The following is a 24,819-nucleotide window of genomic DNA, read 5'->3' as shown; positions in this document are numbered from 1 at the left end:
ATACAAACTGGGTGTAAATATTAAGGCAAACGATTATCCGGCCTTCTTACATGGATTTTCAACCGAACTTTGCCGCTTTTTGCTGAAAAACGCGTTGGCTGGCTAAATTATCGCCACCCCGTGCGCAAACGTTATCGTCGATGCGCAATTTAGCAACAATGATGCAAGATACCGGTAATGAATTTTCCTGACTCATAGGATTTTTCGATACGTTAATTTGCATACCCAATGGATTTCGAGTTGCATTGCGGCGGCGACGTAGTGACAAATTCGTCGGGAACGAATTTGACCAGCCAAAGGCTGGCCTCCGGTGAGAGACAGGAGTCTCTCATTAATCCCCAGGAGCTTACACAAGTAAGTGACTGGGGTGAGCGAGGAAGCCAACAAAAAGGCAACTTGAAAGACGAAGGGTATTTAGCCGCCAGGGATTTCGAACGGCCCCCCCTGCTGAATTGCTCGCAGCCAGGCCGGTCGTTGTTGTACTTTATCAAACCAATTTTGCAGATTGGGTAAATCGTTGATGCCGCCGCGAGACAGTAAAGCGACGACCGGAAAACTCATTTGAATATCCGCCGCACTGAAGGCCTGACCTGCAAACCATGGATTTTTTTGCAGTGAATCTTCGAGATAACGCGCATGAGTCATAATCTGTTTGTTCAGATAAGCCTTTTGCACTCCCTGCCCCAATAAATTACCCACCGGACGCAGCAACCACGGCACAGGTTCTTTCCCCAGACTGCCGAACACCAGTTTCATCATTAACAGTGGCATTAACGATCCTTCGGCGTAATGCAGCCAAAAGCGATAACGCAGCTTTTCTTCGCTGGAAATTGGTTTGTAGCGACTTTCGAGATCGTAGGTTTCTTGCAGGTATTCAATGATTGCGCCCGACTCCGCGAGGATGTTGCCGTTATCTTCCACCACCGGTGACTTACCCAACGGGTGCACAGCTTTTAATGACTCGGGTGCCAGCATGGTGGATTCGCGTTGATAACGAATAATCTGGTACGGCACCTGCAGCTCCTCAAGCATCCATAAAATACGCTGTGAGCGAGAGTTATTGAGATGATGGACGATAAGCATGAGTTAACCTTCTGTTTAACAAGATGAGTTAACTATAGGTAAATGGGCAAAAAGTGAAGTATTAGAAGTGTACAAAAAATACTCAAATAGCCTTGAAACCTGGCGAAGGGGATCTACACTTAAATTGTCAGTGCAATCCGGAACCTCCTGAGAATGTGTGATTGAGGGACGCTGATGTCGGGGGAAACCCTCCTTGCGAAAAGCGGGATAGATCGAAAGACAAAGACCGGGAAAAACTAAAGCGCCGATGTTTGGCGCTTTAGTTTTTCTATCAATAAATGAATTTTCATTCTTGCTGAGTGACACGGCTTAGCGCAGCGATATCCACCCGCCATTTTTACTCTTCCAGAAGACGCGCGCCCGTCCCCTGCTCACCCAACGCGTCACCCGGATTGCGTAAGGGACAATCGGCACCGGACAGACAGCCGCAACCAATGCAGCCATCCAGTTCATCGCGCAAAGCCGTTAGCGTATGAATGCGCCGCTCGAGTTCTTCGCGCCATTGCGACGACATCTTTTTCCAGTCGTTTTTATTAATTTTATGCCCGTCAGGTAGCACACCAAACTCTTCACCAATCGTCGCCAGTGGAATGCCAATGCGCTGCGCAATTTTAATGATTGCCACGTTTCGCAGCACATCACGCGTGTAGCGCCGTTGGTTTCCACTGTTACGTACGCTTTTGATGAGTCCTTTGCTTTCATAAAAGTGCAACGCAGAAACCGCCACACCACTGCGCTTCGCAACTTCACCAGGGCTTAGCAAAGATTTAAATCGGGGTGATTTCTTTTCCAAAATGGTCTTTACCTTAAGTTAACTTGAGGAATTATACTCGCTGCCAACAAAACCTGCTAATTGTAATCGGGCTTGGGGAAGGCTTATGGCACATCAGGATATTATTCAAACTTTGACTGAATGGATTGACGATCATATTGATCAACCGCTGAACATTGATGTTGTGGCAAAAAAATCTGGTTATTCAAAATGGTATCTGCAAAGGATGTTCCGTACCGTGAAGCGCCAAACTCTGGGTGAATATATTCGGCAGCGCCGTTTGTTGATGGCGGCGAAAGAGTTACGCAACACCCGACGCCCGATTTTTGATATCGCGATGGATTACGGTTATGTCTCTCAGCAGACTTTCTCACGCGTGTTTCGCCGTGAGTTTGACCGCACGCCAACTGACTATCGTCATCACGCCTGACGCGGTTTGCCAGAATTTTGTCGCTTAGCACGTCGATAAAGCGGAACAGAAAATGCGCTACAAGTGTGGTGATTAAAAGAACAAATGTGATATAGTTCACACATCCTGTGTAACGGGATTCTTCTTACATTTTCTGTACCCACTCATTTTCCAGACGGTCCCTGTGCTGTAATTGCTGCGCCTTGTGTCGCGCATAACCGTTGAGCGTAATGAGTTATGTGATAAAGGACAATTTTCATGGCGGCAATCACTACCAGCGTTTTATTAATGCGCTGGCCTTTAGTCAGTGCAGTTCTGATGTTTTTAGCGAGTACGTTGAATATCCAGTTTCGCAAATCCGATTACACGTTTTTTGCCATCGTCAGCAGTATGTTGGGGATTGCATCTGCCTTGTGGTTTGCGACGGGTTTGCTGGGGCTGAAGTTGGCCGATTTCCCGATCATCTGGGCATCGTTTAAAGACATTATGATTGAGATCTCAAGTCATGCCCCGCCGGAATGGCCGATGGTAATGACCTGATGAGTCTGTGTTGAAAATGTAAATGGCCTCTTTCGAGGCCATTTTTGTTTTTGTGCATCGACAGCGTACGTTTAGGTTCCTGAGTAGATATCAAAACTAAAGTATTTTGATGCCAGCTTTTTATAGGTTCCATCGGCGAGGATCTGGCTAATCGCGCCATTAATCGCTTCGCGCAATTCCGTGTCATCTTTACGCAAGCCAATAGCGGCACCCGCATCGAATAATTCAGGATCCTGCAATGCGCCCCCCACAAAGGTAAAATCCTTACCCTGAGGTTTTTTAAGGAAACTGTATTCTGCCATTACGCCAGAAAGCACAGCGCCATCAATACGCCCGGATTCTAAATCCCGCACGACCATATCAGCGCCCTGATAAGAGACAACATTCACACCCGCACTGCGCCAGTTTTTGTTGGCGAAGGTTTCCTGGGCTGAACCTTGTTCCACACCTATCGTTTTGCCCTTCAGTTGCTCAACATTTGGCTTAATCTCAGTTTTTTTATTTGCAACGAGGAATACCGGACCATTATAAATCTTATCCGTAAAGGCAATTTGCTCTTTGCGTTTTTCCGTCATATACATTCCGGATAAAATAGCATCAAACTTTCTCGCCTGTAGCGCAGGAATAATTGCATCAAAGTTATTTTCAACCCAAATACATTTAGCCTGAAGTTTCTCGCAAATAGCATTGCCTAAATCAATATCAAAACCGACAACATTCCCATTGGCATCTTTCGATTCAAATGGAGCAAATGTTGGGTCAACACCAAAACGGATCTCTTTAATATTATTTGCCAATGCCGAACTTGTCGCCAGCAGAGCAATTAACGGCAGTAGATATTTTTTCATATTAGCTCCAGTGAATTAACGACAATAAGCCTGAACTAAACGGGAAAAGAATGATGCGCCGGTTGAAATAATATCATCATTAAAATCATAACCCGGGTTATGCACCATACAACCACCTTTATCGCCCTTTTCTCCATTACCTAATAAGAAATAACTGCCCGGTCTTTCTTGCAGCATAAACGCAAAATCTTCGCTGCCCGTTGAAGGGAGAACTTTATCGAGCACCGCATCTTTACCGAAGAAATCGATAGCCAGCTCGCGGGCAAAGGTAGTTTGTTCATCATCGTTAATCAGCACTGGATAAGAATCGTAAACTTCCACATCACAACTTGCGCCAAAGCTTTTCGTCGTAAGATCGGCTAATTCTTCAATTCTTTTAATTAATAAATCACGGATTTCTGGTTTCATGGCGCGCACGGTTAATTCCATCACTGCGCTATCCGGGATAACGTTCGATGCAATACCGGACTGGAAAGTCCCCACGGTCACAATGGCGGTTTCACCCGGTGTCACATTGCGGGAAACAATGGTTTGCAGCGCGGTAATTAATGCAGCGCCCGTCACGATAGGGTCAACGGTACGTTGCGGGTAAGCACCATGGCCGCCGTAACCTTTAATGGTTATTTTCACCGTATCCGCCGAGGCCATGAAATTACCTGCATAAAATCCTAATTTACCTACAGGTAAACCCGGCATGTTGTGCAGACCAAAAATGCGATCGCATGGGAAGCGTTCAAATAGCCCCTCTTTAATCATTAAGTCCGCACCGCCAATGGCTTCTTCGGCTGGCTGGAAAATGAGGTGCACTGTACCGTTGAACTCACAGGCTGGTGAGGCAATATATTTTGCGGCGGCTAATAGAATGGTGGTGTGTCCATCATGACCGCAGGCATGCATTTTTCCGGGAACGGTACTGGCCCACGGTAAATTGGTTTCTTCAAAGATGGGCAGTGCATCCATGTCAGCACGCAGGCCGATAGATTTAGTTGAGTCCCCTTTTTTAAACGTCCCGACAACACCTGTGGTGCCAATACCACGAGTGACTTTATAGCCCCAAGTTTCAAGCTGTTGAGCCACTAAGTCGCTGGTTTTAAACTCCTCCAGGCTTAATTCTGGATTCGCATGTAGATAATGCCGTATTGCTATCATCTCATCTTCAGATGCTTTTATTTCTGGAATAAGGAAATCCGTCATGCTGTTCTCCAGTGGAGTTTTATTGTGTTTGCACAAAATAACTTAGCTGGATAATGTTTTAATGCAAGTGGGATTACTTATGGCAGAATGAAATACATTCAGATTGCTAATAGGATCACCGTTTTTGGATATAAAAAAACCCCGCATGAGCGAGGTTTTTAATAACGTTTTATTCCAAATATCAGAATGGAATATCGTCGTCAAAGTCCATTGGTGGTTCATTGTTAGAGGGTGCTGGTGCACTCTGCTGCGGACGAGATTGCGCGCCGCCGCTGAACTGGTTTCCACCCTGCTGCGGTTGCTGAGGCTGGCCCCAACCACCTTGCTGCTGACCTGGATTACCGCCACCTGCTGGAGCACCGCCTGCTGCACGGCCACCCAACATTTGCATGGTACCGCCAACGTTAACCACGACTTCGGTGGTGTATTTTTCAACGCCAGCCTGGTCAGTCCATTTACGCGTCTGCAATGCACCTTCGATATAAACCTGGGAGCCTTTACGCAGGTATTCACCCGCCACTTCTGCCAGTTTGCCAAACAGCACTACACGGTGCCATTCAGTCTTTTCTTTGGTTTCGCCGGTTTGCTTATCGCGCCAGGACTCTGACGTGGCCAGAGTAATGTTGGCAACTGCGCCACCATTTGGCATGTAGCGTACTTCCGGGTCTTGACCCAGATTCCCGACGAGAATCACCTTGTTTACGCCTCTGCTGGCCATGATCGTGTCTCCTGAAACGTTGTATGAATAGTGTAAACCCTCGATTCTACCATGCCACCCCTAATCTTTATAGCTGCGGAATGCATTCCAGAATCTCGTCAATGTATACATTGTTGCATTAAAACACTGGATATTCATTCAGGTTTTATTGTGTCATAATTAGCCGTTTGTGATCGTCGGCGGCCTCCTGTGCGGCCTGGCAAAAAGCGTTTAAACCGGGAAAGGTGAATGGATAAGATCGAAGTTCGGGGCGCCCGCACCCACAATCTCAAAAATATTAACCTCGTGATCCCACGCGACAAGCTGATTGTCGTGACTGGGCTTTCGGGTTCTGGCAAATCCTCACTGGCTTTCGACACCTTATACGCCGAGGGGCAGCGTCGTTACGTTGAGTCCCTCTCCGCCTATGCGCGTCAGTTCCTCTCTTTGATGGAAAAGCCGGATGTCGACCACATTGAAGGTTTGTCGCCTGCCATTTCTATCGAGCAGAAATCCACGTCCCACAACCCGCGTTCAACAGTCGGTACTATCACTGAAATTCACGACTACCTGCGCCTGCTGTATGCCCGCGTGGGTGAGCCTCGTTGCCCAGACCACGATGTGACACTGGCGGCACAAACGGTTAGCCAGATGGTCGATAACGTTTTAGCGCAACCTGAAGGCAAGCGCCTGATGCTGCTCGCTCCCATCATTAAAGATAGAAAAGGCGAGCACACCAAAACGCTGGAAAACCTTGCAAGCCAGGGTTATATCCGCGCAAGGATCGACGGAGAAGTGTGCGATCTCTCCGATCCGCCAAAGCTAGAATTACAGAAAAAACATACCATTGAAGTGGTGGTTGACCGTTTCAAAGTGCGTGAAGATTTAGCACAGCGCCTGGCTGAGTCGTTTGAGACAGCGCTGGATTTATCCGGTGGTTCTGCGGTTGTTGCCGATATGGACGACGAAAAAGCCGAAGAGTTGCTGTTCTCTGCTAACTTCGCCTGCCCAATCTGCGGCTACAGCATGCGCGAACTAGAACCGCGCCTGTTTTCGTTCAACAACCCGGCCGGTGCTTGCCCAACCTGTGATGGGCTTGGTGTGCAGCAGTATTTCGACCCAGAGCGTGTGGTACAAAACGGCGAGCTTTCACTGGCTGGCGGTGCGATTCGCGGCTGGGATCGCCGTAACTTCTATTACTTCACGATGATGCGTTCGCTGGCCGAGCATTATAAATTCGATATCGAAACGCCGTGGAATGAACTGAGTGCCAGCGTGAAAAACGTGGTGCTCAACGGTTCGGGTAAAGAAAGCATTGAATTTAAATATATAAATGATCGTGGCGATACGTCAGTGCGCCGCCATCCATTTGAAGGCGTTTTGCATAATATGGAGCGCCGCTATAAAGAGACAGAATCTTCTGCAGTGCGCGAAGAGCTGGCGAAATTTATCAGCAACCGTTCATGTTCAAGCTGCGAAGGTACACGCCTGCGTCGTGAAGCACGTCATGTGTATGTCGAAAATACGCCGCTGCCGACCATCTCAGATATGAGCATCGGCCATGCGATGGAATTCTTCCAGAACATGAAGCTCAGCGGCCAGCGTGCGCAAATCGCTGAGAAAGTACTGAAAGAGATTGGCGATCGCCTGAAGTTCCTGGTTAACGTCGGTCTGAACTACCTGTCACTTTCGCGTTCCGCTGAAACCCTTTCCGGTGGTGAAGCGCAGCGTATTCGTCTGGCGAGCCAGATTGGTGCGGGTCTTGTCGGCGTGATGTACGTGCTGGATGAACCGTCTATCGGTCTGCATCAGCGTGATAACGAACGCCTGCTGGAAACCCTGATTCACCTGCGTGACCTCGGTAACACCGTGATTGTGGTTGAGCACGACGAAGATGCTATTCGCGCCGCAGACCATATTATTGATATCGGCCCTGGTGCCGGTGTTCACGGCGGCCAGGTGGTGGCGGAAGGCTCCATGCAGGACATCATGGATGTTCCTGAATCGCTGACCGGGCAGTTCCTCAGCGGCAAGCGTGAAATCGCCGTACCGAAGCAGCGTGTGCCAGCCGACCCTGAGAAAGTGTTGAAACTGGTGGGCGCGAAAGGTAACAACCTGAAAGACGTAACCCTGACGCTGCCGGTAGGTTTGTTCACTTGCGTCACCGGAGTTTCTGGTTCTGGCAAATCAACGCTGATTAACGACACGTTATTCCCCATCGCTCAGCGCCAGCTTAACGGCGCGACGATTGCTGAACCTGCGCCATACCGCGATGTTCATGGCCTCGAGCATTTCGACAAAGTGATTGATATCGACCAAAGCCCGATTGGCCGTACACCACGCTCAAACCCTGCAACCTACACCGGTGTGTTCACGCCAGTGCGTGAACTGTTTGCCGGTGTGCCTGAATCACGTGCGCGTGGTTATACGCCAGGCCGTTTCAGCTTTAACGTGCGTGGCGGGCGCTGCGAAGCGTGCCAGGGCGACGGTGTTATCAAAGTCGAGATGCACTTCTTGCCGGATATTTATGTGCCGTGCGACCAGTGCAAAGGCAAGCGCTACAACCGCGAAACGCTGGAAATTAAGTACAAAGGTAAAAGTATCCACGAAGTGCTGGATATGACCATTGAAGATGCTCGCGAGTTCTTTGATGCTGTTCCTGCGCTGGCGCGTAAGCTGCAAACGTTAATCGACGTAGGCCTGTCTTATATTCGCCTTGGGCAATCGGCTACAACACTTTCCGGTGGTGAAGCACAGCGTGTGAAACTGGCGCGTGAGCTTTCTAAGCGCGGCACCGGCCAGACGTTGTATATCCTTGATGAGCCAACCACTGGCCTGCACTTTGCCGATATCCAGCAATTGCTGGAAGTTCTGCATCAGTTGCGCGATCAGGGCAATACCATTGTGGTAATCGAGCACAATCTTGACGTGATTAAAACCGCAGACTGGATTGTCGACCTTGGCCCAGAAGGCGGCAGCGGCGGCGGGGAAATTCTCGTTTCCGGCACGCCAGAAACCGTCGCGGAATGCGAAGCCTCGCATACTGCGCGCTTCCTCAAGCCATTACTTAAATAATCAATCAAGTAATCAGTTAGAAAGCTGCTGCCGGGTCTGATCTGGCAGCAGCGATAATGCCTGCTGATAAGAGGCATCCACCAGATAGTAAATCTGCGAATCGGGTAGTGACCCATCTAAATAAACCGTGCTCCAGTGTGCTTTATTCAGATGCGCACTAGGATAAACATCGCTGTGTTGCTCACGTAATAAATCAGCAAGTGCCGGGCTGGCTTTCAATGACACCGCCGGGCGAGCTTCCACATCATGCACCATCGCATACATCACATCTGCCACTTTGATTTGTGTTGCCTTCCAGTCGCTATGAACAGTTTGTTCCGCTCCGGGTTTGTTCATGCAGTACTGCAATAGCTCCGAGTTGGTCATTTTTATTCCCCTTATGGCAACAAGATGAGTAATTTTCGCTCATCTAAGTGTGCTCGCTACTCGCCAAAAGGTAAAACCCCACAGGGGAATTTTGATGAAAAAAACGGCGATCTGCTTTCGCACATCGCCGTTTTTAGAAGTGATATTTAATTAATATTCAGAGTTAACAATAACTTCCTCACCAAAGGCTCCGGCTTTTGGCAAAGGCTGATAACTTGAGTTCGAAGCGCGTAACAGGCGAATACCGCGCGCGCCGACATCCTGAGCGGCGGTAATATCACCGTCAGAATCACCGTAATACACTTTGATTTTCTTATCTTTCAGCCACTGGGTTTTCGTGTTTTGTCCCGGCTGGTCACCCGCAAAAATAACCGGATTCATGTTAGCTTGTGGGATCAGGAAATCGTTTTTCAGCGTTTGGGTTACGGTTTCCGTTTTCGTTGGGCTACGGCCAGTAATAAAATAAATGCTGTCGCCGCGTTTGAGGTGCATGGCAATCAGACTCTTCGCGACCTCTTTCGGCATGCTGAAATCATCCCAGCCGTTGTTCATTTTTTCCCAGAAGGCAGGATTTTTCAGGTAATCCTGTTTACCCGGTGAGTACTCTTTTTGCCCGCGATAGAAGCCAGGGCTTGAAAAAAGCACCGTATCGTCAATATCGAACCCCACAGCGATAGGCGCTCGACCCAACAGGCTATTCTCAATTTGCGCGACAGAAACCCAGTGAACCGGAACTTGCTGCGCCAGTTGAGCAACGTTGACGCCAGGATTCAGTGGAGCGGGTGCAGATTCCTTCGCAATAACAGACTGATTCAACCCTAATAACAAACACGCGGCACTGAGTGCCAGGGTAATTTTACGCATCGTTTTCCCTTTAATAATCATTAGTTTTTATCGTTAGAAAGTAGACTGACTGGTCAAAAACCTACCCGACCATACTCGCAGCAGTCTTGTATTAAAAGGAGTTTCTCAGGGAATGTCATAGAAAAAGGCGATGATCACAGAATGGGAAATTGGTGGAAAACCACCCTCATCCCAACCTTCTCCCTGAGGGAGAAGGAGAAAAACCGGCCTGGATTACCTCCTTCATCTAGGGAGAAGGAGAAAACCGAACTGTTCCCTCTCCCTGAGGGAGAGGGTTAGGGTGAGGGCCCCTCAATGTTAGTAAGCACTTACATTACTGCGGCAAATGCCTGCGCCACGCGCTGTACGTTATTGCTGTTCAGCCCGGCGACACACATACGGCCGCTGGCAATCAGGTAAACACCAAACTCGTCACGCAGACGGTCAACCTGCTCAGCACTCAAACCGGTGTAGCTGAACATCCCGCGTTGTTTCAGCAGGTAGTCAAAATTACGCTCTGGCATTTCGGCCTTTAATACGGACACCAACGCCTGGCGCATATCGAGAATACGGCGACGCATGGTTTCCACTTCGCCCAGCCAGCTGGTTTTCAGCTGTTCATCATTCAAAACCGCTGCGACAACCTGCGCACCGAAGTTTGGCGGGCTGGAGTAGTTGCGGCGAACAGTGGCTTTTAGTTGGCCCAATACACGGCCTGCTGCATCGGCATCATCACAGACAATCGACAATCCGCCGACACGTTCGCCATACATTGAAAAAATCTTCGAGAACGAGTTGCTGACTAATGCAGGCAGACCCGCACTCGCAATCGCGCGAATCGCGTAGGCATCTTCTTCCATACCCGCGCCGAAGCCCTGATAGGCAATGTCGAGGAATGGAATCAGATCGCGGGCTTTCAGGATTTCGACGACGGCATCCCACTGAGCATCCGTCAGGTCAGAGCCTGTCGGGTTATGGCAGCACGGATGCAGCAACACGATACTTTGCGCAGGCAGTGTATTCAGGGTTTCCAGTAACGCTTCGAAGCGCACACCGTTGGTTTCACTATCAAACCACGGGTAGGTATTCACTTTAAAACCAGCGCCACCAAAGATTGCGACATGGTTTTCCCAGGTCGGATCGCTGACCCATACCTGCGAACTCGGGAACCAGGTTTTCAGGAAATCTGCGCCCACTTTTAGCGCGCCGGAGCCGCCAAGGGTTTGAATTGTCGCGATACGACCTTCAAGCAGTGCCGGATGATTCGCGCCAAACAGCAAAGGCGCAATTGCGCTGCGGTAGCTGTTCAGCCCTTCCATCGGAAGATAAAGCGATGCGCCATGCGGTTGAGAATTCAAACGTTCTTCAGCTTGAGCAACAGCCTGTAACTGCGGGATTACCCCATCTTCGTTGTAATAGAGACCGATGCTGAGGTTTACCTTGTCACTGCGCGGATCGACTTTGAAACGTTCCATAAGGGAGAGGATTGGGTCGCCAGCATAGGCGTCAACTTTTTGAAACACGGTGAGGTTCTCCTGGTTTACAGTGTGGCGAATGACCAATGTAAACCAGGGAAGGACAACTAGTCCAGATACTCCATCGCCACCCTTGAGGTCAGGCGTGTGATAAGTTCGTAAGCACTCACTTTTGTAATTTCAGCGATGCGCTCAACCGGAAGCTTGTCGCCCCACATCACCACGCTGTCACCGACTTTCTCCCCGGCATCGGGGCCGAGATCGACACAAATCATGTCCATCGCGACGCGCCCAACAATCGGCACTTCCCGGCCATTCACCAACACAGGTGTACCTGAAGGTGCCGCGCGCGGGTAGCCATCACCATACCCAATCGCCACCACGCCCAGGCGAGTATCGCGCTCAGCAACCCAGGTGCCGCCGTAACCTACCGCTTCACCGGCTTTGTGTTCACGAACCGCAATCAGGCTGGAGGTCAGCGACATGACCGGCTGGAAACCGAAGTCGACACCCCAGGGTTTTTGCTCCAGAGGAGAAACACCGTAAAGAATAATACCAGGGCGAACCCAGTCCATATGCGAGTCGGGCCACAGCAGGATGCCGCCAGATGCGCCAATAGAACGCATCCCCGGTTTGCCTGCGGTAAATGAATTGAAAATATCGAGCTGACGCACTGTCGCGTCGGACTCTGGCTCATCAGCACGAGCAAAATGGCTGACGATATTCACTGGCTGTGTGACATTTTTGCAGCGTGAAAGACGTTGATAGAACGCTTCCGCTTCCTGCGGCAAGATACCCAACCGGTGCATGCCGGTATCGAGCTTCATCCACACGGTAATAGGCTGGTTAAGTTCCGCTTGTTCCAGCGCTTCGAGCTGCTCGATGCAGTGAACCGCGGTCTGGAAGTTCTGTTCGGCAATAGTCGGGAGATCGCTTGCGTTGAAGAAGCCTTCGAGCAGCAGAATGGGCTGAGTGATCCCTCCCGCACGCAAGCGAACACCTTCTTCAAGTCGGGCCACGCCAAATGCATCTGCGTCAGTCAATGTTTGGGCTGTCTCCAGCAGACCATGCCCGTATGCGTTTGCTTTCACAACCGCGACCATGCGGCTGGCAGGAGCCAGTTCACGCAGGCGTTGGAGATTGTGTCGCAGAGCGCGGCGGTTAATTTTTACGGTTGCCGCTTGCATGTTCGTTCCTTGCAAAAAGTTGTTTATTCTCAGTAATCCTCTAAATCATTCGTGTCACAGCAAGGCGGCAAGGGAACTCATCCCGATGAGCTGACTAAAGTCAGTGATTCGGGTGAGTGAGTGCAGCCAACGCCGCTGTGGCGTGAAGGATGAAGAGGATTTAGTCTTCGTCGTATTGAGGGCCAGCATAATTATCAAAACGCGAGAATTGACCGTTAAACGTCAGGCGCACGGTGCCGATTGGGCCGTTACGCTGTTTACCGAGGATGATCTGCGCGATGCCTTTTTCGTCACTGTTATCGTTATAAACTTCGTCACGATAGATGAACATGATTAAGTCGGCATCCTGCTCGATGGAGCCGGACTCACGCAAATCCGAGTTAACTGGGCGTTTATCGGCACGTTGTTCCAGGGAGCGGTTAAGCTGCGAGAGCGCCACAACAGGGACCTGTAGCTCTTTGGCCAGCGCTTTTAGCGAGCGTGAAATCTCCGCGATTTCCAGCGTACGGTTGTCAGACAATGAAGGCACGCGCATCAACTGCAGGTAGTCGATCATGATCAGGCTCAGGCCGCCATGTTCGCGGTAGATACGACGGGCGCGAGAACGGACTTCCGTTGGCGTCAGGCCGGATGAGTCATCGATGTACATGTTGCGTTTTTCAAGCAAAATGCCCATGGTGCTCGAAATACGCGCCCAGTCTTCATCATCCAGTTGGCCAGTACGGATTTTGGTTTGATCGACGCGCGACAATGACGCCAGCATACGCATCATAATCTGCTCGCCGGGCATCTCGAGGCTGAAAATCAGCACCGGTTTTTCCTGCAACATCGCGGCGTTTTCGCACAAGTTCATGGCAAACGTGGTTTTACCCATCGACGGACGCGCCGCCACGATAATCAGGTCTGATTTCTGCAGACCGGCGGTTTTCTTGTTCAAATCCTGGTAGCCAGTATCCACACCCGTAACACCATCGTGAGGGGTCTGGAAGAGCGTTTCTATACGCGAGACAGTGGCTTCGAGAATTTGGTCGATACTTTTTGGCCCTTCGTCTTTATTCGCGCGGCTCTCAGCAATCTGGAACACGCGTGACTCGGCGAGGTCGAGTAAATCTTCACTGGTACGCCCTTGCGGGTCATAACCGGCATCGGCAATTTCATTCGCCACGGCAATCATTTCACGAACAACGGCGCGTTCACGCACGATGTCGGCATAAGCACTGATGTTCGCAGCACTTGGCGTATTCTTAGATAATTCGGCCAGATAGGCGAAACCACCCACGCTTTCCAGGTTGCCCTGTAATTCCAGAGATTCAGAAAGGGTGATCAGGTCGATTGGCTTGCTCATTTCGAGCAAACGCTGCATTTCGGTGAAGATCATGCGGTGTGGACGGCTGAAAAAATCGTTAGCCACGACGCGCTCGGAAACGTTATCCCAGCGTTCGTTGTCCAGCATTAAACCGCCCAACACCGACTGCTCCGCTTCCAGAGAATGTGGCGGCATTTTCAGCCCTTCCATCTGACGGTCGCGGTGTTCGTTCGGTTTGTTGAAGGGTTTATTTCCTGCCATAGTGAGGGAGTTACCAAAATTCAGATAAGAGAGACGAGAGTTTACTCTATCCCTCCGCGGAAACAGAAGGAGTTCTCATGGCAACACGCATTGAATTTAGTCAGCACGGTGGGCCAGAAGTCTTAAAAGTTGTCGATTTTACCCCGTCAGCCCCCGCAGAACATGAAGTGCAAGTTGAAAACAAAGCCATTGGTATCAACTACATTGATACCTACATTCGTAGCGGTTTGTATCCGCCGCCGATGTTGCCAAGTGGCCTCGGAACCGAAGCCGCAGGGGTGGTGAGTAAAGTGGGCAGCGCAGTCACGCATCTTAAAGTTGGCGATCGTGTTGTCTACGCACAATCCGGGCTTGGGGCATACAGCAGCGTTCATAACGTGCCGGCGGATAAAGCGGCAAAACTGCCCAACGCCATCTCATTTGAGCAAGCCGCTGCGTCATTCCTTAAAGGTCTGACGGTCTATTATTTATTGCGTAAAACCTACAATATCAAAGCCAACGAAGTTTTCTTGTTCCATGCCGCCGCCGGCGGTGTTGGGCTTATCGCTTGCCAATGGGCCAAGGCGCTGGGTGCAAAACTGATTGGTACGGTAGGGTCGGCGCAAAAAGCCGAAAGCGCCAAAAAGGCGGGAGCCTGGCAGACCATCAACTATCGCGAAGAGAATCTTGCTGAACGCGTCAAAGAACTGACCGCGGGCAAAAAAGTCGCGGTGGTTTATGACTCGGTAGGGAAAGATACCTGGGAGGCGTCATTAGATTGCCTACAACGCCAGGGATTGATGGTGAGTTTTGGTAACTCATCTGGTCCTGTGACGGGTGTGAATCTGGGGATCTTAAACCAGAAGGGCTCGCTATATGTTACGCGTCCGTCATTAAATGGTTATGTGACCACGCGTGAAGAGCTGGAAGAAGCCTGCAATGAGCTGTTCTCCCTAATTGCCAGTGGGGTTATCAAAGTGGATGTGGCTGAAAGCCAGAAGTTTGCCCTGAGCGATGCCGCTCTGGCACATCAAACGCTGGAGAGCCGAAGCACGTTAGGCTCTAGCTTACTGATTCCATAAAAGAATTTGGGCTTCCCAAGGGAAGCCCATTCTTTTTTTTGTTCGCGCTGTGTGTAGGGTACAGCACGATGAATTCTTTTTTCGCAACACGGTAATAATGTCAGGTTTGGTAAATAATTGATATGCCACACCCTGCAAACTTAGCCAGAAAGATGCGAGGTTGTGATCAACTCCGCAATACCCGAGCAATATGCCGGGTTATTACAAACGAAACCTAGCGTTTGTCGGCAACCAATGACAGAGCATGTTCCACAACATCAATTCCGGCACCCGCTTTATGCGCGTTTTCACTCAGATAACGTCGCCATTGACGCGCACCAGGGATCCCCTGGAATAAGCCCAGCATGTGGCGAGTAACATGGCCCAGGTAGGTCCCGTTAGCCAACTCGCGCTCGATGTATGGATACATGGCACGAACCGCAGCAACCGTATCGACTTCCGGCGTATTGATGCCAAAAATCTCTCGGTCAACTGCCGTCAGCAGGCCTGGATTTTGATAGGCTTCGCGCCCAACCATTACACCATCCATGTGTTCCAGATGGGCTTTTGCCTCTTCCAGTGATTTGATGCCACCGTTGATGGCCATCGTCAGATTCGGGAAATCACGCTTAAGTTGATACACGCGTGGATAATCCAGCGGCGGAATTTCACGGTTTTCTTTCGGGCTTAAACCCGAAAGCCAGGCTTTACGAGCATGGATGATAAACATCTCACATTCGCCCTTCCCGGCGACCGTGCCGATAAAATCACACAGGAATTCGTAGCTGTCCTGGTCATCAATGCCGATACGCGTTTTGACAGTAACAGGAATAGAAACCACATCGCGCATCGCTTTGATGCAATCGGCCACGCGCTGCGCATCAGCCATCAAACACGCGCCGAACATACCGTTTTGTACGCGATCGGACGGACAACCCACATTGAGGTTTATTTCATCATAGCCGCGCGCTTCAGCCAGTTTCGCGCACTGCGCCAAAGCCGCCGGATCGCTACCACCCAATTGCAACGCAACAGGATGCTCGTCTTCGCTGTAAGCCAGATAGTCCCCTTTGCCATGAATGATCGCACCGGTTGTCACCATTTCGGTGTACAGCAGTGTCTGGCTTGATAACTGGCGCAAAAAATAGCGGCAGTGGCGGTCAGTCCAGTCAAGCATCGGCGCAATGGAAAAACGATGTGGCTGGAAGGGAGTCTGGTTTATTTGTGAGGACATAGGCACTGGCGTTTTCGGGCTACGGTTAAAAAAGGGTCGCTACTATAGCATAAACCAGCGGCCAGCATGTGTTGCCCGACCGCCGGATAAAATCAGAAGGTCATACCCACCTGAACACCCGCTCCCCAGGTTTCGTCCTGGCCATACAAGCCCATGAGATCAACATGAACCAGGTCGAGCGGGGCGAAACCTACACCGCCAGTAAAGACATTACTTTCAGTGGAGCGCATATCCGCACGATAACCTGCACGCACCGCAAGCCAGGGAAGCGGCGTAATTTCCGCGCCGATGCCCGCAAATTGCGAATTATCTTCACTCTTGAAGTTTTTGGTTTCGGTGAGATCAACATCAGTGGTCAACACCAGCAAATCGCTGTGCCAGGCAACACCGGTGGTGACCAATGGGCGAATTTGCCAGGTATCTTTAAAACCATCAACCACTTTCGTATCGATATCACGAGACACCAGATTTTGCCCGCTTAACCCTACGGTCCAGGAATCACCAAAGTCTGCCGCCAACCCTGCATCGATGTTAAAACCCGTATTGGAATTGCGATAACGGCTGTCAGTGAAATCATCTTTCTTGTACTGATAAACAGAGGTGCTGTAGTTGTACAACGAGGTATATTGCAGCTTCGGCGTCACACCAACAGAGACAGGCACCCCGCCTACATCAAATTTGTGCGCCACTGCGACACCGTAATCCGAGACCATTGCCGCACGACCAAAGCCTTTTGAGGTGAGGTTTTGCAGGTCATTGGGGTTAGGGATAACAGTCCCGTTGGCGATCCCATCAAGATAATCGAGGTCGTGCTGAGTGATATCTGACGTAACTCTGGCGGTCCCATACACTTTCGCCACAAACGCAAAAGGCAAAACGCCATTCGGGATACTTACCGCCAGGGCACCACCTGCTTTTGCCCGAGCCTCTTCCCCTTTAACATCTCGCAATTGCCCGGCAAGATCGGCCGCATCATTTTGCAACTGACGGTACAACGAAGGGTTGCGGATAAGTTGTCGTAACGGAATATCCGTGTATTTCAGATAATCCTCAGCCGAGTTGCTGATGTCGTCAATATTATCCTGGAGGTTGTCGGGGTCCGTCATTTGCACACCCAACGAAGGAATGATGAGTCCGGCGTTATCACCCTCCTGGCTACTGGTGAGTAACGCTGGGTTAATCAGTACTGCACTGCTCCACCGGGATGATGCAACACCGGTGCCGCCCATCGCATCATTGCGTGATTCCGTCCATGTCCCTGCCGCATTAGCAGTATTTGCCATAAAGAAAAAGGCGACGTTTACCGCCACCAAAGTTCTGGTTTTTATCATTCACAACCCGCCCGTCTTACTTCCGATTTATAATTCACTTCTTGCCAGAACTGAGCTGACAAGAAGTGGTTAATGCCGTGAAGAAAAACTCAATCGCGGGTAGTTTCACCCAATTAAAATCCCGTACTAATCCAATGGGTTATATTATTTAATTCCTGTACCTATATTTATAGTTTACCGCTTGGTTTCCGTGAAGGATGACCGTCATGTGGGCCGAAAAATTGCGGGGGATGATCAATCCAGCGGTCCTGACGTTGTGCGGCGTAGCTCGCGTTTAGCGGGTAATAAATTCGATTTTCAGCTTTGTTGGCCTCCCCCACAATCAGCAACCTGACTTCATGCTCTGTATTGTTGATGAAAGTATGGCAAATGCCGGTTCCGGCCGGAAAGCCAACGCTATCGCCCGGCTCAAGCGGGTAAAGATGACCATTGATCCATACCTGCGGATGCCCTTCCAGAACATAAGCATATTCTTCCTCACTACTTTCCGCATGCGGATAGGACGTCCGGCGACCGGGCAGCAGGCGCTCATGATGGATCCCCAGGCGTGTTAGCCCGAGTTTGCGAGCCAGTGGCGCGCCAATAGAAAACAGTTCAGCGCTGTCTGGATAAGTTGAATCATCTTCACCTTCCAGCTCTTTCCAGTGGCGTATGCAATCAGGTTTATTCATAACAAACTCCGGGATAGTCATCTCAAAAGGATGCAGCCAGAATGGTGCACCACTCGGCGTTTTTTGCGCGTTGTGATAGAGTGTAGGGCTAATCTACAGGGGAATGCTGATGGACATCACGACTTCACAAAACGTGTTAGCGCAGGCTGAAAAACTATGCGAGCAGCGTAATGTGCGCCTGACGCCACAACGCCTGGAAGTGCTGCGTTTACTGACGCAACAAGCGGGTGCAATCAGCGCTTATGATTTGCTGGATTTATTGCGTGCCAGTGAACCACAAGCAAAACCTCCGACGGTGTATCGTGCGCTCGATTTTCTACTTGAACAAGGCTTTGTGCATCGCGTTGAGTCAACCAACAGCTATGTTTTGTGCCATCTGTTTGATCAGCCAACGCACTCGTCAGCGATGTTTATTTGCGACAGATGTGGTGCGGTGAAAGAGCATGGCGCGCAAGGCGTTGAAGATATCATGCATCAATTGGCTGCCCAGTTAGGATTTGCTCTGCATCATAATGTCATTGAGGCACATGGTTTATGCAGCGCTTGCGCAGAAGTTGAAGCCTGTAGCCACCCCGAAGCATGCGGGCATGACCACACTATTCAATCGAAGAAAAAATCACGTTGATTTGAAATCATTACCCGAAATATTTCGAGTTGCATCGCGGCGACACCAGAGCACATCTTGATGAGCTTGCTCAGCTAAGTGAAGTGAATGTAGCCAATAAACAGGCAACTTGAAGTATGAAGGGTTAGGTACATCCTTGTACCTGGGCAGGGTAGCCATTGAGAGTTAACACATCTGAGGGATGAGATTACCAGCGGTAATCGTTACGTTTTTCCCAATCAACGACTTCTTTCTCTGCCTGCTCCTGGGCGTATCCATAACGTTCCTGGATTTTACCGACTAGCTGATCGCGCTTCCCTTCAATGACGGTCATGTCATCGTCAGTCAGTTTGCCCCATTTCTCTTTTACTGTGCCTTTGAACTGTTTCCAGTTACCGCCGATTTCGTCTTTATTCATAATGATATCCTCATCGTTCGGTGAAAAACTGCTAAATGAACATCGTCCGTATGTTGCCGTTTGGCTGACATACTGTTTCTGCTGGACGTGAAAATAATTTTAGTCAAGGATATGGCAGCGAGGAGAAAACTAAGAATATTGAACCACAAGGGGAATAGAAATGATGCTGACCTGCCCCACAATTAAGTGGCAAATCAGCATACTGGGGGATGATTAAAAACGTGTCAGGAGTTGTAACTAGCTATGAGTTCCAGCGGGGAACCACGTATTGTCACGCCAGTGGCGATGCCAAATCCAACCTAAAGACAGCCCGCGCAGAGACAGAAAAACCGCCACAGATAACCACAGGCCATGATTCCCAAGATAAGGTACGGTGAAAAGCGTTAGCCCGAAGCCCAGTGCTGCAACTGCCATGCTGTTTCGCATTTCTGCACCACGCGTTGCGCCAATAAACATGCCATCAAGCAAATAGCACCAGACGCCCACCACCGGTAAAACAATCTGCCAGTGCAAATAGCGATCGGCCTGTAGCTGCAATTCAGGGATTGATGTCAGGAGCGAAACAATGTTCTCGCCAAACAGTGCGTACACTATGGCAAAAATTAACGCGACCAAACCTGCCTGGCGACAGGCTGCTCCCCACACGTCCAGCAATTGGCCTCGATTCTTCGCACCAAATGCCTGCCCCGAATGGGCTTCAACAGCGTAAGCAAACCCATCAAGTGCGTAGGCGGTGAAGGTCAGTAACGTCATCAGCACCGCGTTTACCGCAACGATTTCGCTGCCTAACCGTGCGCCGAAAATCGTCACTGAAGCAAAACACACCTGCAGCAACAGAGAGCGCAACATAATGTCCCGGTTAAGCGCCAGTAAACGCCGAACGTTTCCGCGCCAGGCTTTCATCAGCATCTCTACGCTGATTCCACGCAGACCCATCACCTTTTTCACCATCAGCAACCCGATGATAAATGTCGCATATTCTGCAGTGACCGTCGCTAACGCCGCCCCCTGCACATTCATATGCAACCCCATCACCAGCCATACATCGAGCACGATATTCAGCACGTTTCCGACGACCAGTAAGATAACCGGTGCACGCGCATACTGTACGCCTAACAGCCAACCAAGTAAGACCAGGTTAGCCAGTGAAGCCGGGGCGCTTAGCCAGCGGATCTCAAGAAAACGTTGCGCCTGCCAAAGCACATCCTGGTTACCACCAACAATGTGTAATGCCAGTGAAATTAGGGGGGCACGCAGCGCGACAATCACAACGCCTGCACCCAGCGCCAGCAATAAAGGCTGTACCAGTGCACGAGCTAACGCCGAGGGATTATTTGCGCCAAACGCTTGGGCGGTTAAGCCCGTGGTACTCATGCGCAGGAATAACAAAAGCATGAACAGGAAACTGGTTGCCGTAGCGCCAATAGCGACTCCGCCAAGATAGACAGGGCTGTCCAGATGACCAATTACTGCCGTATCGACCAGACCCAGCAAGGGGACGGTGATGTTGGAGAAGATCATGGGTAAGGCGAGGCGCCAGAGTGCTTTGTCAGCCGTTGAGAAAAATCGCATTCTACCCTTCATACTTCAAGCTGCATCTTTGTTGGCCGCGTTCACTCACCCGAATCACTTACTCAAGTAAGCTCATCGGGACTCGTTCTCTTGCCGCCTCAATGCAACTTGAATTATTTGGGTTTACAGTTTTAAGAAACTTTACAGCCAGTCGCCGTTGCGAATCACCCCAACCGCCAACCCTTCAATGGAGAAGTTATGTTCGCGCAGGTCAACCACAATAGGTTCAAACTCGCTATTTTCTGGAAGAAGATGAACAACGTTGCCCTGCTGTTTTAAGCGCTTAACGGTAACTTCATCATCAATACGCGCAACCACAACCTGGCCGTTACGCACATCCTGAGTTTTATGCACCGCGAGCAGATCACCGTCCATAATGCCGATGTCTTTCATAGACATACCGCTGACGCGCAGCAAGAAATCGGCATTAGGTTTAAACAGCGATGGATCAACCTGGTAATGGCCTTCGATATGCTGCTGTGCTAAAAGTGGCTCACCTGCAGCAACACGCCCAACCAGCGGAATACCGGTAACTTCTTCCACCAGCAAGCGGATACCGCGCGACGCACCAGAGACAATCTCAATGACGCCTTTACGAGCCAGTGCTTTTAGGTGCTCTTCAGCGGCGTTTGGAGAACGGAACCCCAGACGTTGAGCAATCTCGGCACGAGTCGGTGGCATGCCGGTCTGGCTGATATGATCCCGAATAAGATCAAACACCTCTTGCTGCCTGGTAGTTAACGCTTTCATTCCGCCCCCTGGGTGTTTATACAGTTATGCTGTGAGTATATACAGTCAAAGGCGAATTTGGAACCACAAATTAAGCAAAAAACCAGCCACTTAACTATTCTGGAAAGATCATCGCAAATGTTGCCAAAGCAGTGTGACCCAGGTAATCACTGCGAGGATAATGGCGATTAACACGGCAGCTGATCCCATGTCCTTGGCGCGTCCTGAAAGCTCGTGATAATCCGTACCCACGCGGTCGACAAGGGATTCAATCGCGCTGTTGAGGATCTCGACAATCATAACCAGCACGACAGAACCAATCAGTAGAATACGGGTGATGGGGTCGATATCTAAATAACAGGCAATGGCAATAGCGATTACGGCACAAACGCCTTCCTGACGGAACGCAGCTTCGTTGATCCAGGCTGCTTTGAGCCCTTTCCATGAATAGCCAGCGGCTTTGATGATACGGGTAAATCCGGTGACGTTACTCGCCATTTTTGGAAACCTTTTCAAATTATTTGCGTCAATTCTTATCTATACCCGTCATTCTTCAAATTGCAGCCAACACTGCTACAACTTGAAGAATGACGGGTATAAAGCGCAACGCCACAGAAATCTGAGTGAGATTCTGATATTCTTGCGGCGAAATTGCATTATTAACCTGAGGCTTTACATCGTTTATGTCAGGCTGGCCAAGAATCTACTACAAATTACTTAATTTACCATTAGGCGTTCTGGTAAAAAGCAAGTCCATTCCGGCAGATCCACAAGCCGAACTGGGCTTAGATCCCACACGCCCGATAATGTATGTGCTGCCGTATAACTCTAAGGCGGACTTATTAACGCTGCGCGCGCAATGTCTCGCGCATGGCTTACCCGATCCGCTTCAGCCGTTAGAGATTGACGGAGCGGTACTCCCGCGTTACGTCTTTATCCACGGCGGCCCACGTGTATTCACTTATTACACGCCGAAAGAAGAGTCGATCAAGTTGTTCCACGATTACCTCGACTTGCACCGCAGCAATCCAAATCTGGATGTGCAGATGGTGCCGGTTTCGGTGATGTTTGGCCGCTCTCCGGGGCGCGAAAAAGGCGAAGTTAATCCGCCATTAAAGATGCTGAACGGCATCCAGAAGTTTTTCGCCGTTACCTGGCTTGGTCGCGACAGTTTCGTGCGTTTTTCACCACCTGTCTCACTGCGCAACATGGCAACCGAGCACGGTACGGATAAAAAGATCGCTCAGAAATTGGCTCGCGTTGCGCGTATGCACTTTGCTCGCCAGCGTTTAGCGACCATCGGGCCACGTTTGCCGGTACGTCAGGATCTGTTTAATAAGCTTCTGGCATCGAAAGCTATCGCTCGCGCCGTCGAAGATGAAGCACGCAGCAAGAAAATCTCCCATGAAAAAGCACAGCAAAACGCTGTGGCGCTGATGGAAGAGATTGCCGCTAACTTCTCTTATGAAGCGATTCGGGTGAGTGACCGCGTGCTAAGTCTGACGTGGAACCGCTTGTACCAGGGGATAAACGTTCACAATGCAGAACGCGTACGCCAGTTGGCTCACGATGGTCATGAGATTGTTTATGTCCCTTGCCATCGCAGCCACATGGATTACATGCTGCTGTCCTACGTGCTTTATCACCAGGGGCTGGTTCCTCCGCACATCGCGGCGGGTATCAACCTGAACTTCTGGCCAGCGGGCCCGATTTTCCGCCGCCTCGGTGCGTTCTTTATCCGTCGTACCTTTAAAGGCAGCAAACTCTACTCCACCGTGTTCCGTGAATATCTTGGCGAGCTGTTTAGCCGTGGCTATTCCGTTGAATATTTCGTGGAAGGTGGTCGTTCTCGTACCGGGCGTTTGCTCGATCCGAAAACTGGCACCTTGTCGATGACCATTCAGGCAATGCTGCGCGGCGGTACTCGCCCTATTACATTGGTGCCGATTTACATTGGCTACGAGCATGTAATGGAAGTGGGGACTTACGCAAAAGAGTTGCGTGGTGCGACCAAAGAGAAAGAGAGTTTCATGCAGATGGTTCGTGGCCTGAGTAAGCTGCGTAACCTCGGTCAGGGCTATGTGAACTTTGGCGAACCGATGCCATTGATGGCATTCCTGAACCAGCGTGTTCCTGAGTGGCGCGACTCCATCGACCCAATCGAAGCGATCCGTCCTGCGTGGCTGACGCCGACGGTCAATGAAATTGCCACCGAACTGATGGTGCGAATTAACAACGCAGGTGCGGCGAACGCCATGAACCTGTGCTGTACCGCGCTGTTAGCCTCACGTCAGCGTTCACTCACCCGTGAGCAACTGACAGAGCAGCTCAACTGTTACCTGAGCCTGTTGCGTAATGTGCCGTATTCACCGGACGCGACCACACCAGACCAGCCAGCAGAAGCGCTGATTGAACACGCGTTGCAGATGAACAAGTTTGAAGTAGAGAAAGACACTATCGGTGACATCATCATTCTGCCGCGTGAGCAGGCGGTTCTGATGACGTATTACCGTAACAACATCCTGCATATGCTGGTGTTGCCTTCTCTGCTGGCAGCGATCATTACTCAACATCGCCGCATTGACCGTAGTGAACTGCTGCGTCAGGTCACGTTACTTTACCCGATGCTGAAGACAGAGCTGTTCCTGCGCTGGAACACCGCTGAACTTGCCGGTGAAATTGACATTATGCTCAATGAGCTGGCGCGTCAGGAACTGGTAACGCTGACAGACGACGAAGTGCAGATGAACCCTGCGCGTTCACGCACCATGCAGCTACTGGCAGCGGGTGTTCGTGAAACGCTACAGCGTTATGCGATTACGTTCTGGTTGTTGAGCGCGAATCCGTCGATTAACCGTGGGACACTGGAGCGCGAAAGCCGCACCGTTGCCCAGCGCTTGTCTGTTTTGCATGGTATTAATGCACCTGAGTTCTTTGATAAAGCGGTCTTCACCTCGCTGGTATTAACCTTGCGTGATGAAGGCTATATCAGTGACACCGGGGATGCAGAGCCAGGCGAAACGATGAAGGTCTACCAGTTGCTGGCAGATCTGATCATGCCGGATGTGCGTTTAACGATTGAAAGTGCGACGTCGCAGGCTGCGACTGAGTAATGCCCTCACCCTAACCCTCTCCCACAGGAGAGGGGATAACGGCATCTCCTT

Annotated in this window: 24 protein-coding genes; 6 read left to right on the top strand and 18 right to left on the bottom strand. The window is 50.4% G+C overall.

Annotated elements, in window-relative coordinates; genetic code table 11:
• Positions 1 to 58: 58 nt before the first annotated feature.
• The 3 genes from BSPA111_RS17400 to soxR form a co-directional block, all read right to left on the bottom strand.
• Positions 59 to 196: a hypothetical protein gene (locus tag BSPA111_RS17400; RefSeq protein ID WP_183272416.1), complete on the bottom strand. Its 138-nt coding sequence runs from the start codon at positions 194 to 196 to the stop codon at positions 59 to 61.
• A 218-nt stretch (positions 197 to 414) separates the two neighbouring features.
• A complete protein-coding gene (locus BSPA111_RS17395; RefSeq protein WP_183272415.1) occupies positions 415 to 1,083 on the bottom strand; it encodes a glutathione S-transferase family protein in 669 nt (222 codons plus the stop codon).
• Between the two features lie 337 nt (positions 1,084 to 1,420).
• Entirely contained in the window at positions 1,421 to 1,876 is a 456-nt protein-coding gene (gene soxR, locus BSPA111_RS17390; protein ID WP_183272414.1) for a redox-sensitive transcriptional activator SoxR, read from the bottom strand.
• 85 nt (positions 1,877 to 1,961) lie between these two features.
• On the opposite strand from soxR, the gene soxS reads away from it, so the two are divergent.
• Positions 1,962 to 2,285, top strand: a complete 324-nt coding sequence (gene soxS / locus BSPA111_RS17385; RefSeq protein ID WP_183272413.1) for a superoxide response transcriptional regulator SoxS — start codon at positions 1,962 to 1,964, stop codon at positions 2,283 to 2,285.
• Between the two features lie 237 nt (positions 2,286 to 2,522).
• Positions 2,523 to 2,804 (top strand): YjcB family protein, encoded by a 282-nt coding sequence (locus BSPA111_RS17380; RefSeq protein ID WP_183272412.1) that lies wholly within the window; start codon positions 2,523 to 2,525, stop codon positions 2,802 to 2,804.
• Between the two features lie 71 nt (positions 2,805 to 2,875).
• On the opposite strand, the gene BSPA111_RS17375 is transcribed toward BSPA111_RS17380, so the two are convergent.
• The 3 genes from BSPA111_RS17375 to ssb1 all read right to left on the bottom strand — a co-directional run bounded on the left by BSPA111_RS17375 (position 2,876) and on the right by ssb1 (position 5,564).
• On the bottom strand, positions 2,876 to 3,652 hold the full coding sequence (locus BSPA111_RS17375) for an ABC transporter substrate-binding protein (RefSeq protein WP_183272411.1): 777 nt from the start codon (positions 3,650 to 3,652) through the stop codon (positions 2,876 to 2,878).
• A gap of 15 nt (positions 3,653 to 3,667) precedes the next feature.
• The gene (locus BSPA111_RS17370; protein WP_183272410.1) at positions 3,668 to 4,846 is read right to left on the bottom strand and encodes a M20 aminoacylase family protein; all 1,179 of its coding nucleotides are present in this window, start codon (positions 4,844 to 4,846) and stop codon (positions 3,668 to 3,670) included.
• Positions 4,847 to 5,027: 181 nt separating this feature from the next.
• Positions 5,028 to 5,564: a single-stranded DNA-binding protein SSB1 gene (ssb1, locus tag BSPA111_RS17365; protein ID WP_183272409.1), complete on the bottom strand. Its 537-nt coding sequence runs from the start codon at positions 5,562 to 5,564 to the stop codon at positions 5,028 to 5,030.
• 228 nt (positions 5,565 to 5,792) lie between these two features.
• On the opposite strand from ssb1, the gene uvrA reads away from it, so the two are divergent.
• Positions 5,793 to 8,618 (top strand): excinuclease ABC subunit UvrA, encoded by a 2,826-nt coding sequence (gene uvrA, locus BSPA111_RS17360; RefSeq protein ID WP_183272408.1) that lies wholly within the window; start codon positions 5,793 to 5,795, stop codon positions 8,616 to 8,618.
• Positions 8,619 to 8,630: 12 nt separating this feature from the next.
• Here uvrA and BSPA111_RS17355 read toward each other — a convergent pair whose 3' ends face one another.
• The 5 genes from BSPA111_RS17355 to dnaB all read right to left on the bottom strand — a co-directional run bounded on the left by BSPA111_RS17355 (position 8,631) and on the right by dnaB (position 14,056).
• A complete protein-coding gene (locus tag BSPA111_RS17355; RefSeq protein WP_183272407.1) occupies positions 8,631 to 8,984 on the bottom strand; it encodes an MmcQ/YjbR family DNA-binding protein in 354 nt (117 codons plus the stop codon).
• A gap of 150 nt (positions 8,985 to 9,134) precedes the next feature.
• Positions 9,135 to 9,848 (bottom strand): acid phosphatase AphA, encoded by a 714-nt coding sequence (gene aphA / locus BSPA111_RS17350; protein WP_183272406.1) that lies wholly within the window; start codon positions 9,846 to 9,848, stop codon positions 9,135 to 9,137.
• 308 nt (positions 9,849 to 10,156) lie between these two features.
• Positions 10,157 to 11,350 (bottom strand): aromatic amino acid transaminase, encoded by a 1,194-nt coding sequence (gene tyrB / locus BSPA111_RS17345; RefSeq protein WP_183272405.1) that lies wholly within the window; start codon positions 11,348 to 11,350, stop codon positions 10,157 to 10,159.
• Between the two features lie 59 nt (positions 11,351 to 11,409).
• A complete protein-coding gene (alr, locus tag BSPA111_RS17340) occupies positions 11,410 to 12,489 on the bottom strand; it encodes an alanine racemase (protein WP_183272404.1) in 1,080 nt (359 codons plus the stop codon).
• 160 nt (positions 12,490 to 12,649) lie between these two features.
• Positions 12,650 to 14,056, bottom strand: a complete 1,407-nt coding sequence (gene dnaB / locus BSPA111_RS17335) for a replicative DNA helicase (protein ID WP_183272403.1) — start codon at positions 14,054 to 14,056, stop codon at positions 12,650 to 12,652.
• Positions 14,057 to 14,133: 77 nt separating this feature from the next.
• Between dnaB and BSPA111_RS17330 the strand changes: the two genes are divergently transcribed.
• A complete protein-coding gene (locus BSPA111_RS17330; RefSeq protein WP_183272402.1) occupies positions 14,134 to 15,117 on the top strand; it encodes a quinone oxidoreductase in 984 nt (327 codons plus the stop codon).
• 214 nt (positions 15,118 to 15,331) lie between these two features.
• On the opposite strand, the gene dusA is transcribed toward BSPA111_RS17330, so the two are convergent.
• From dusA to BSPA111_RS17315, 3 genes are all read right to left on the bottom strand, one after another.
• Positions 15,332 to 16,330, bottom strand: coding sequence for a tRNA dihydrouridine(20/20a) synthase DusA (dusA, locus tag BSPA111_RS17325; RefSeq protein ID WP_183272401.1), 999 nt, complete (start codon positions 16,328 to 16,330; stop codon positions 15,332 to 15,334).
• A 92-nt stretch (positions 16,331 to 16,422) separates the two neighbouring features.
• Entirely contained in the window at positions 16,423 to 17,661 is a 1,239-nt protein-coding gene (locus BSPA111_RS17320) for a conjugal transfer protein TraF (RefSeq protein WP_183272400.1), read from the bottom strand.
• 167 nt (positions 17,662 to 17,828) lie between these two features.
• Positions 17,829 to 18,332 carry a cupin domain-containing protein gene (locus BSPA111_RS17315; RefSeq protein WP_183272399.1) on the bottom strand — a complete coding sequence of 168 codons (504 nt, stop codon included), beginning with the start codon at positions 18,330 to 18,332 and terminating at the stop codon, positions 17,829 to 17,831.
• A gap of 109 nt (positions 18,333 to 18,441) precedes the next feature.
• Here BSPA111_RS17315 and zur point away from each other — a divergent pair, with 109 nt between their 5' ends.
• A complete protein-coding gene (gene zur / locus BSPA111_RS17310; RefSeq protein ID WP_183272398.1) occupies positions 18,442 to 18,957 on the top strand; it encodes a zinc uptake transcriptional repressor Zur in 516 nt (171 codons plus the stop codon).
• Between the two features lie 187 nt (positions 18,958 to 19,144).
• On the opposite strand, the gene BSPA111_RS17305 is transcribed toward zur, so the two are convergent.
• From BSPA111_RS17305 to BSPA111_RS17290, 4 genes are all read right to left on the bottom strand, one after another.
• Positions 19,145 to 19,354, bottom strand: coding sequence for a CsbD family protein (locus tag BSPA111_RS17305; protein WP_183272397.1), 210 nt, complete (start codon positions 19,352 to 19,354; stop codon positions 19,145 to 19,147).
• 237 nt (positions 19,355 to 19,591) lie between these two features.
• A complete protein-coding gene (gene dinF, locus BSPA111_RS17300) occupies positions 19,592 to 20,926 on the bottom strand; it encodes an MATE family efflux transporter DinF (RefSeq protein ID WP_183272396.1) in 1,335 nt (444 codons plus the stop codon).
• Between the two features lie 141 nt (positions 20,927 to 21,067).
• The gene (gene lexA / locus BSPA111_RS17295; RefSeq protein ID WP_183272395.1) at positions 21,068 to 21,676 is read right to left on the bottom strand and encodes a transcriptional repressor LexA; all 609 of its coding nucleotides are present in this window, start codon (positions 21,674 to 21,676) and stop codon (positions 21,068 to 21,070) included.
• A 108-nt stretch (positions 21,677 to 21,784) separates the two neighbouring features.
• Positions 21,785 to 22,153 (bottom strand): diacylglycerol kinase, encoded by a 369-nt coding sequence (locus BSPA111_RS17290; protein ID WP_183272394.1) that lies wholly within the window; start codon positions 22,151 to 22,153, stop codon positions 21,785 to 21,787.
• A 185-nt stretch (positions 22,154 to 22,338) separates the two neighbouring features.
• Between BSPA111_RS17290 and plsB the strand changes: the two genes are divergently transcribed.
• The gene (plsB, locus tag BSPA111_RS17285; protein WP_183272393.1) at positions 22,339 to 24,768 is read left to right on the top strand and encodes a glycerol-3-phosphate 1-O-acyltransferase PlsB; all 2,430 of its coding nucleotides are present in this window, start codon (positions 22,339 to 22,341) and stop codon (positions 24,766 to 24,768) included.
• The last annotated feature ends 51 nt before the right edge of the window (positions 24,769 to 24,819 follow it).

This window comes from Buttiauxella sp. A111 (assembly GCF_014189855.1).
GTDB lineage: Bacteria > Pseudomonadota > Gammaproteobacteria > Enterobacterales > Enterobacteriaceae > Buttiauxella > Buttiauxella selenatireducens.
This window is presented reverse-complemented; position numbering and strand designations above follow the sequence as displayed.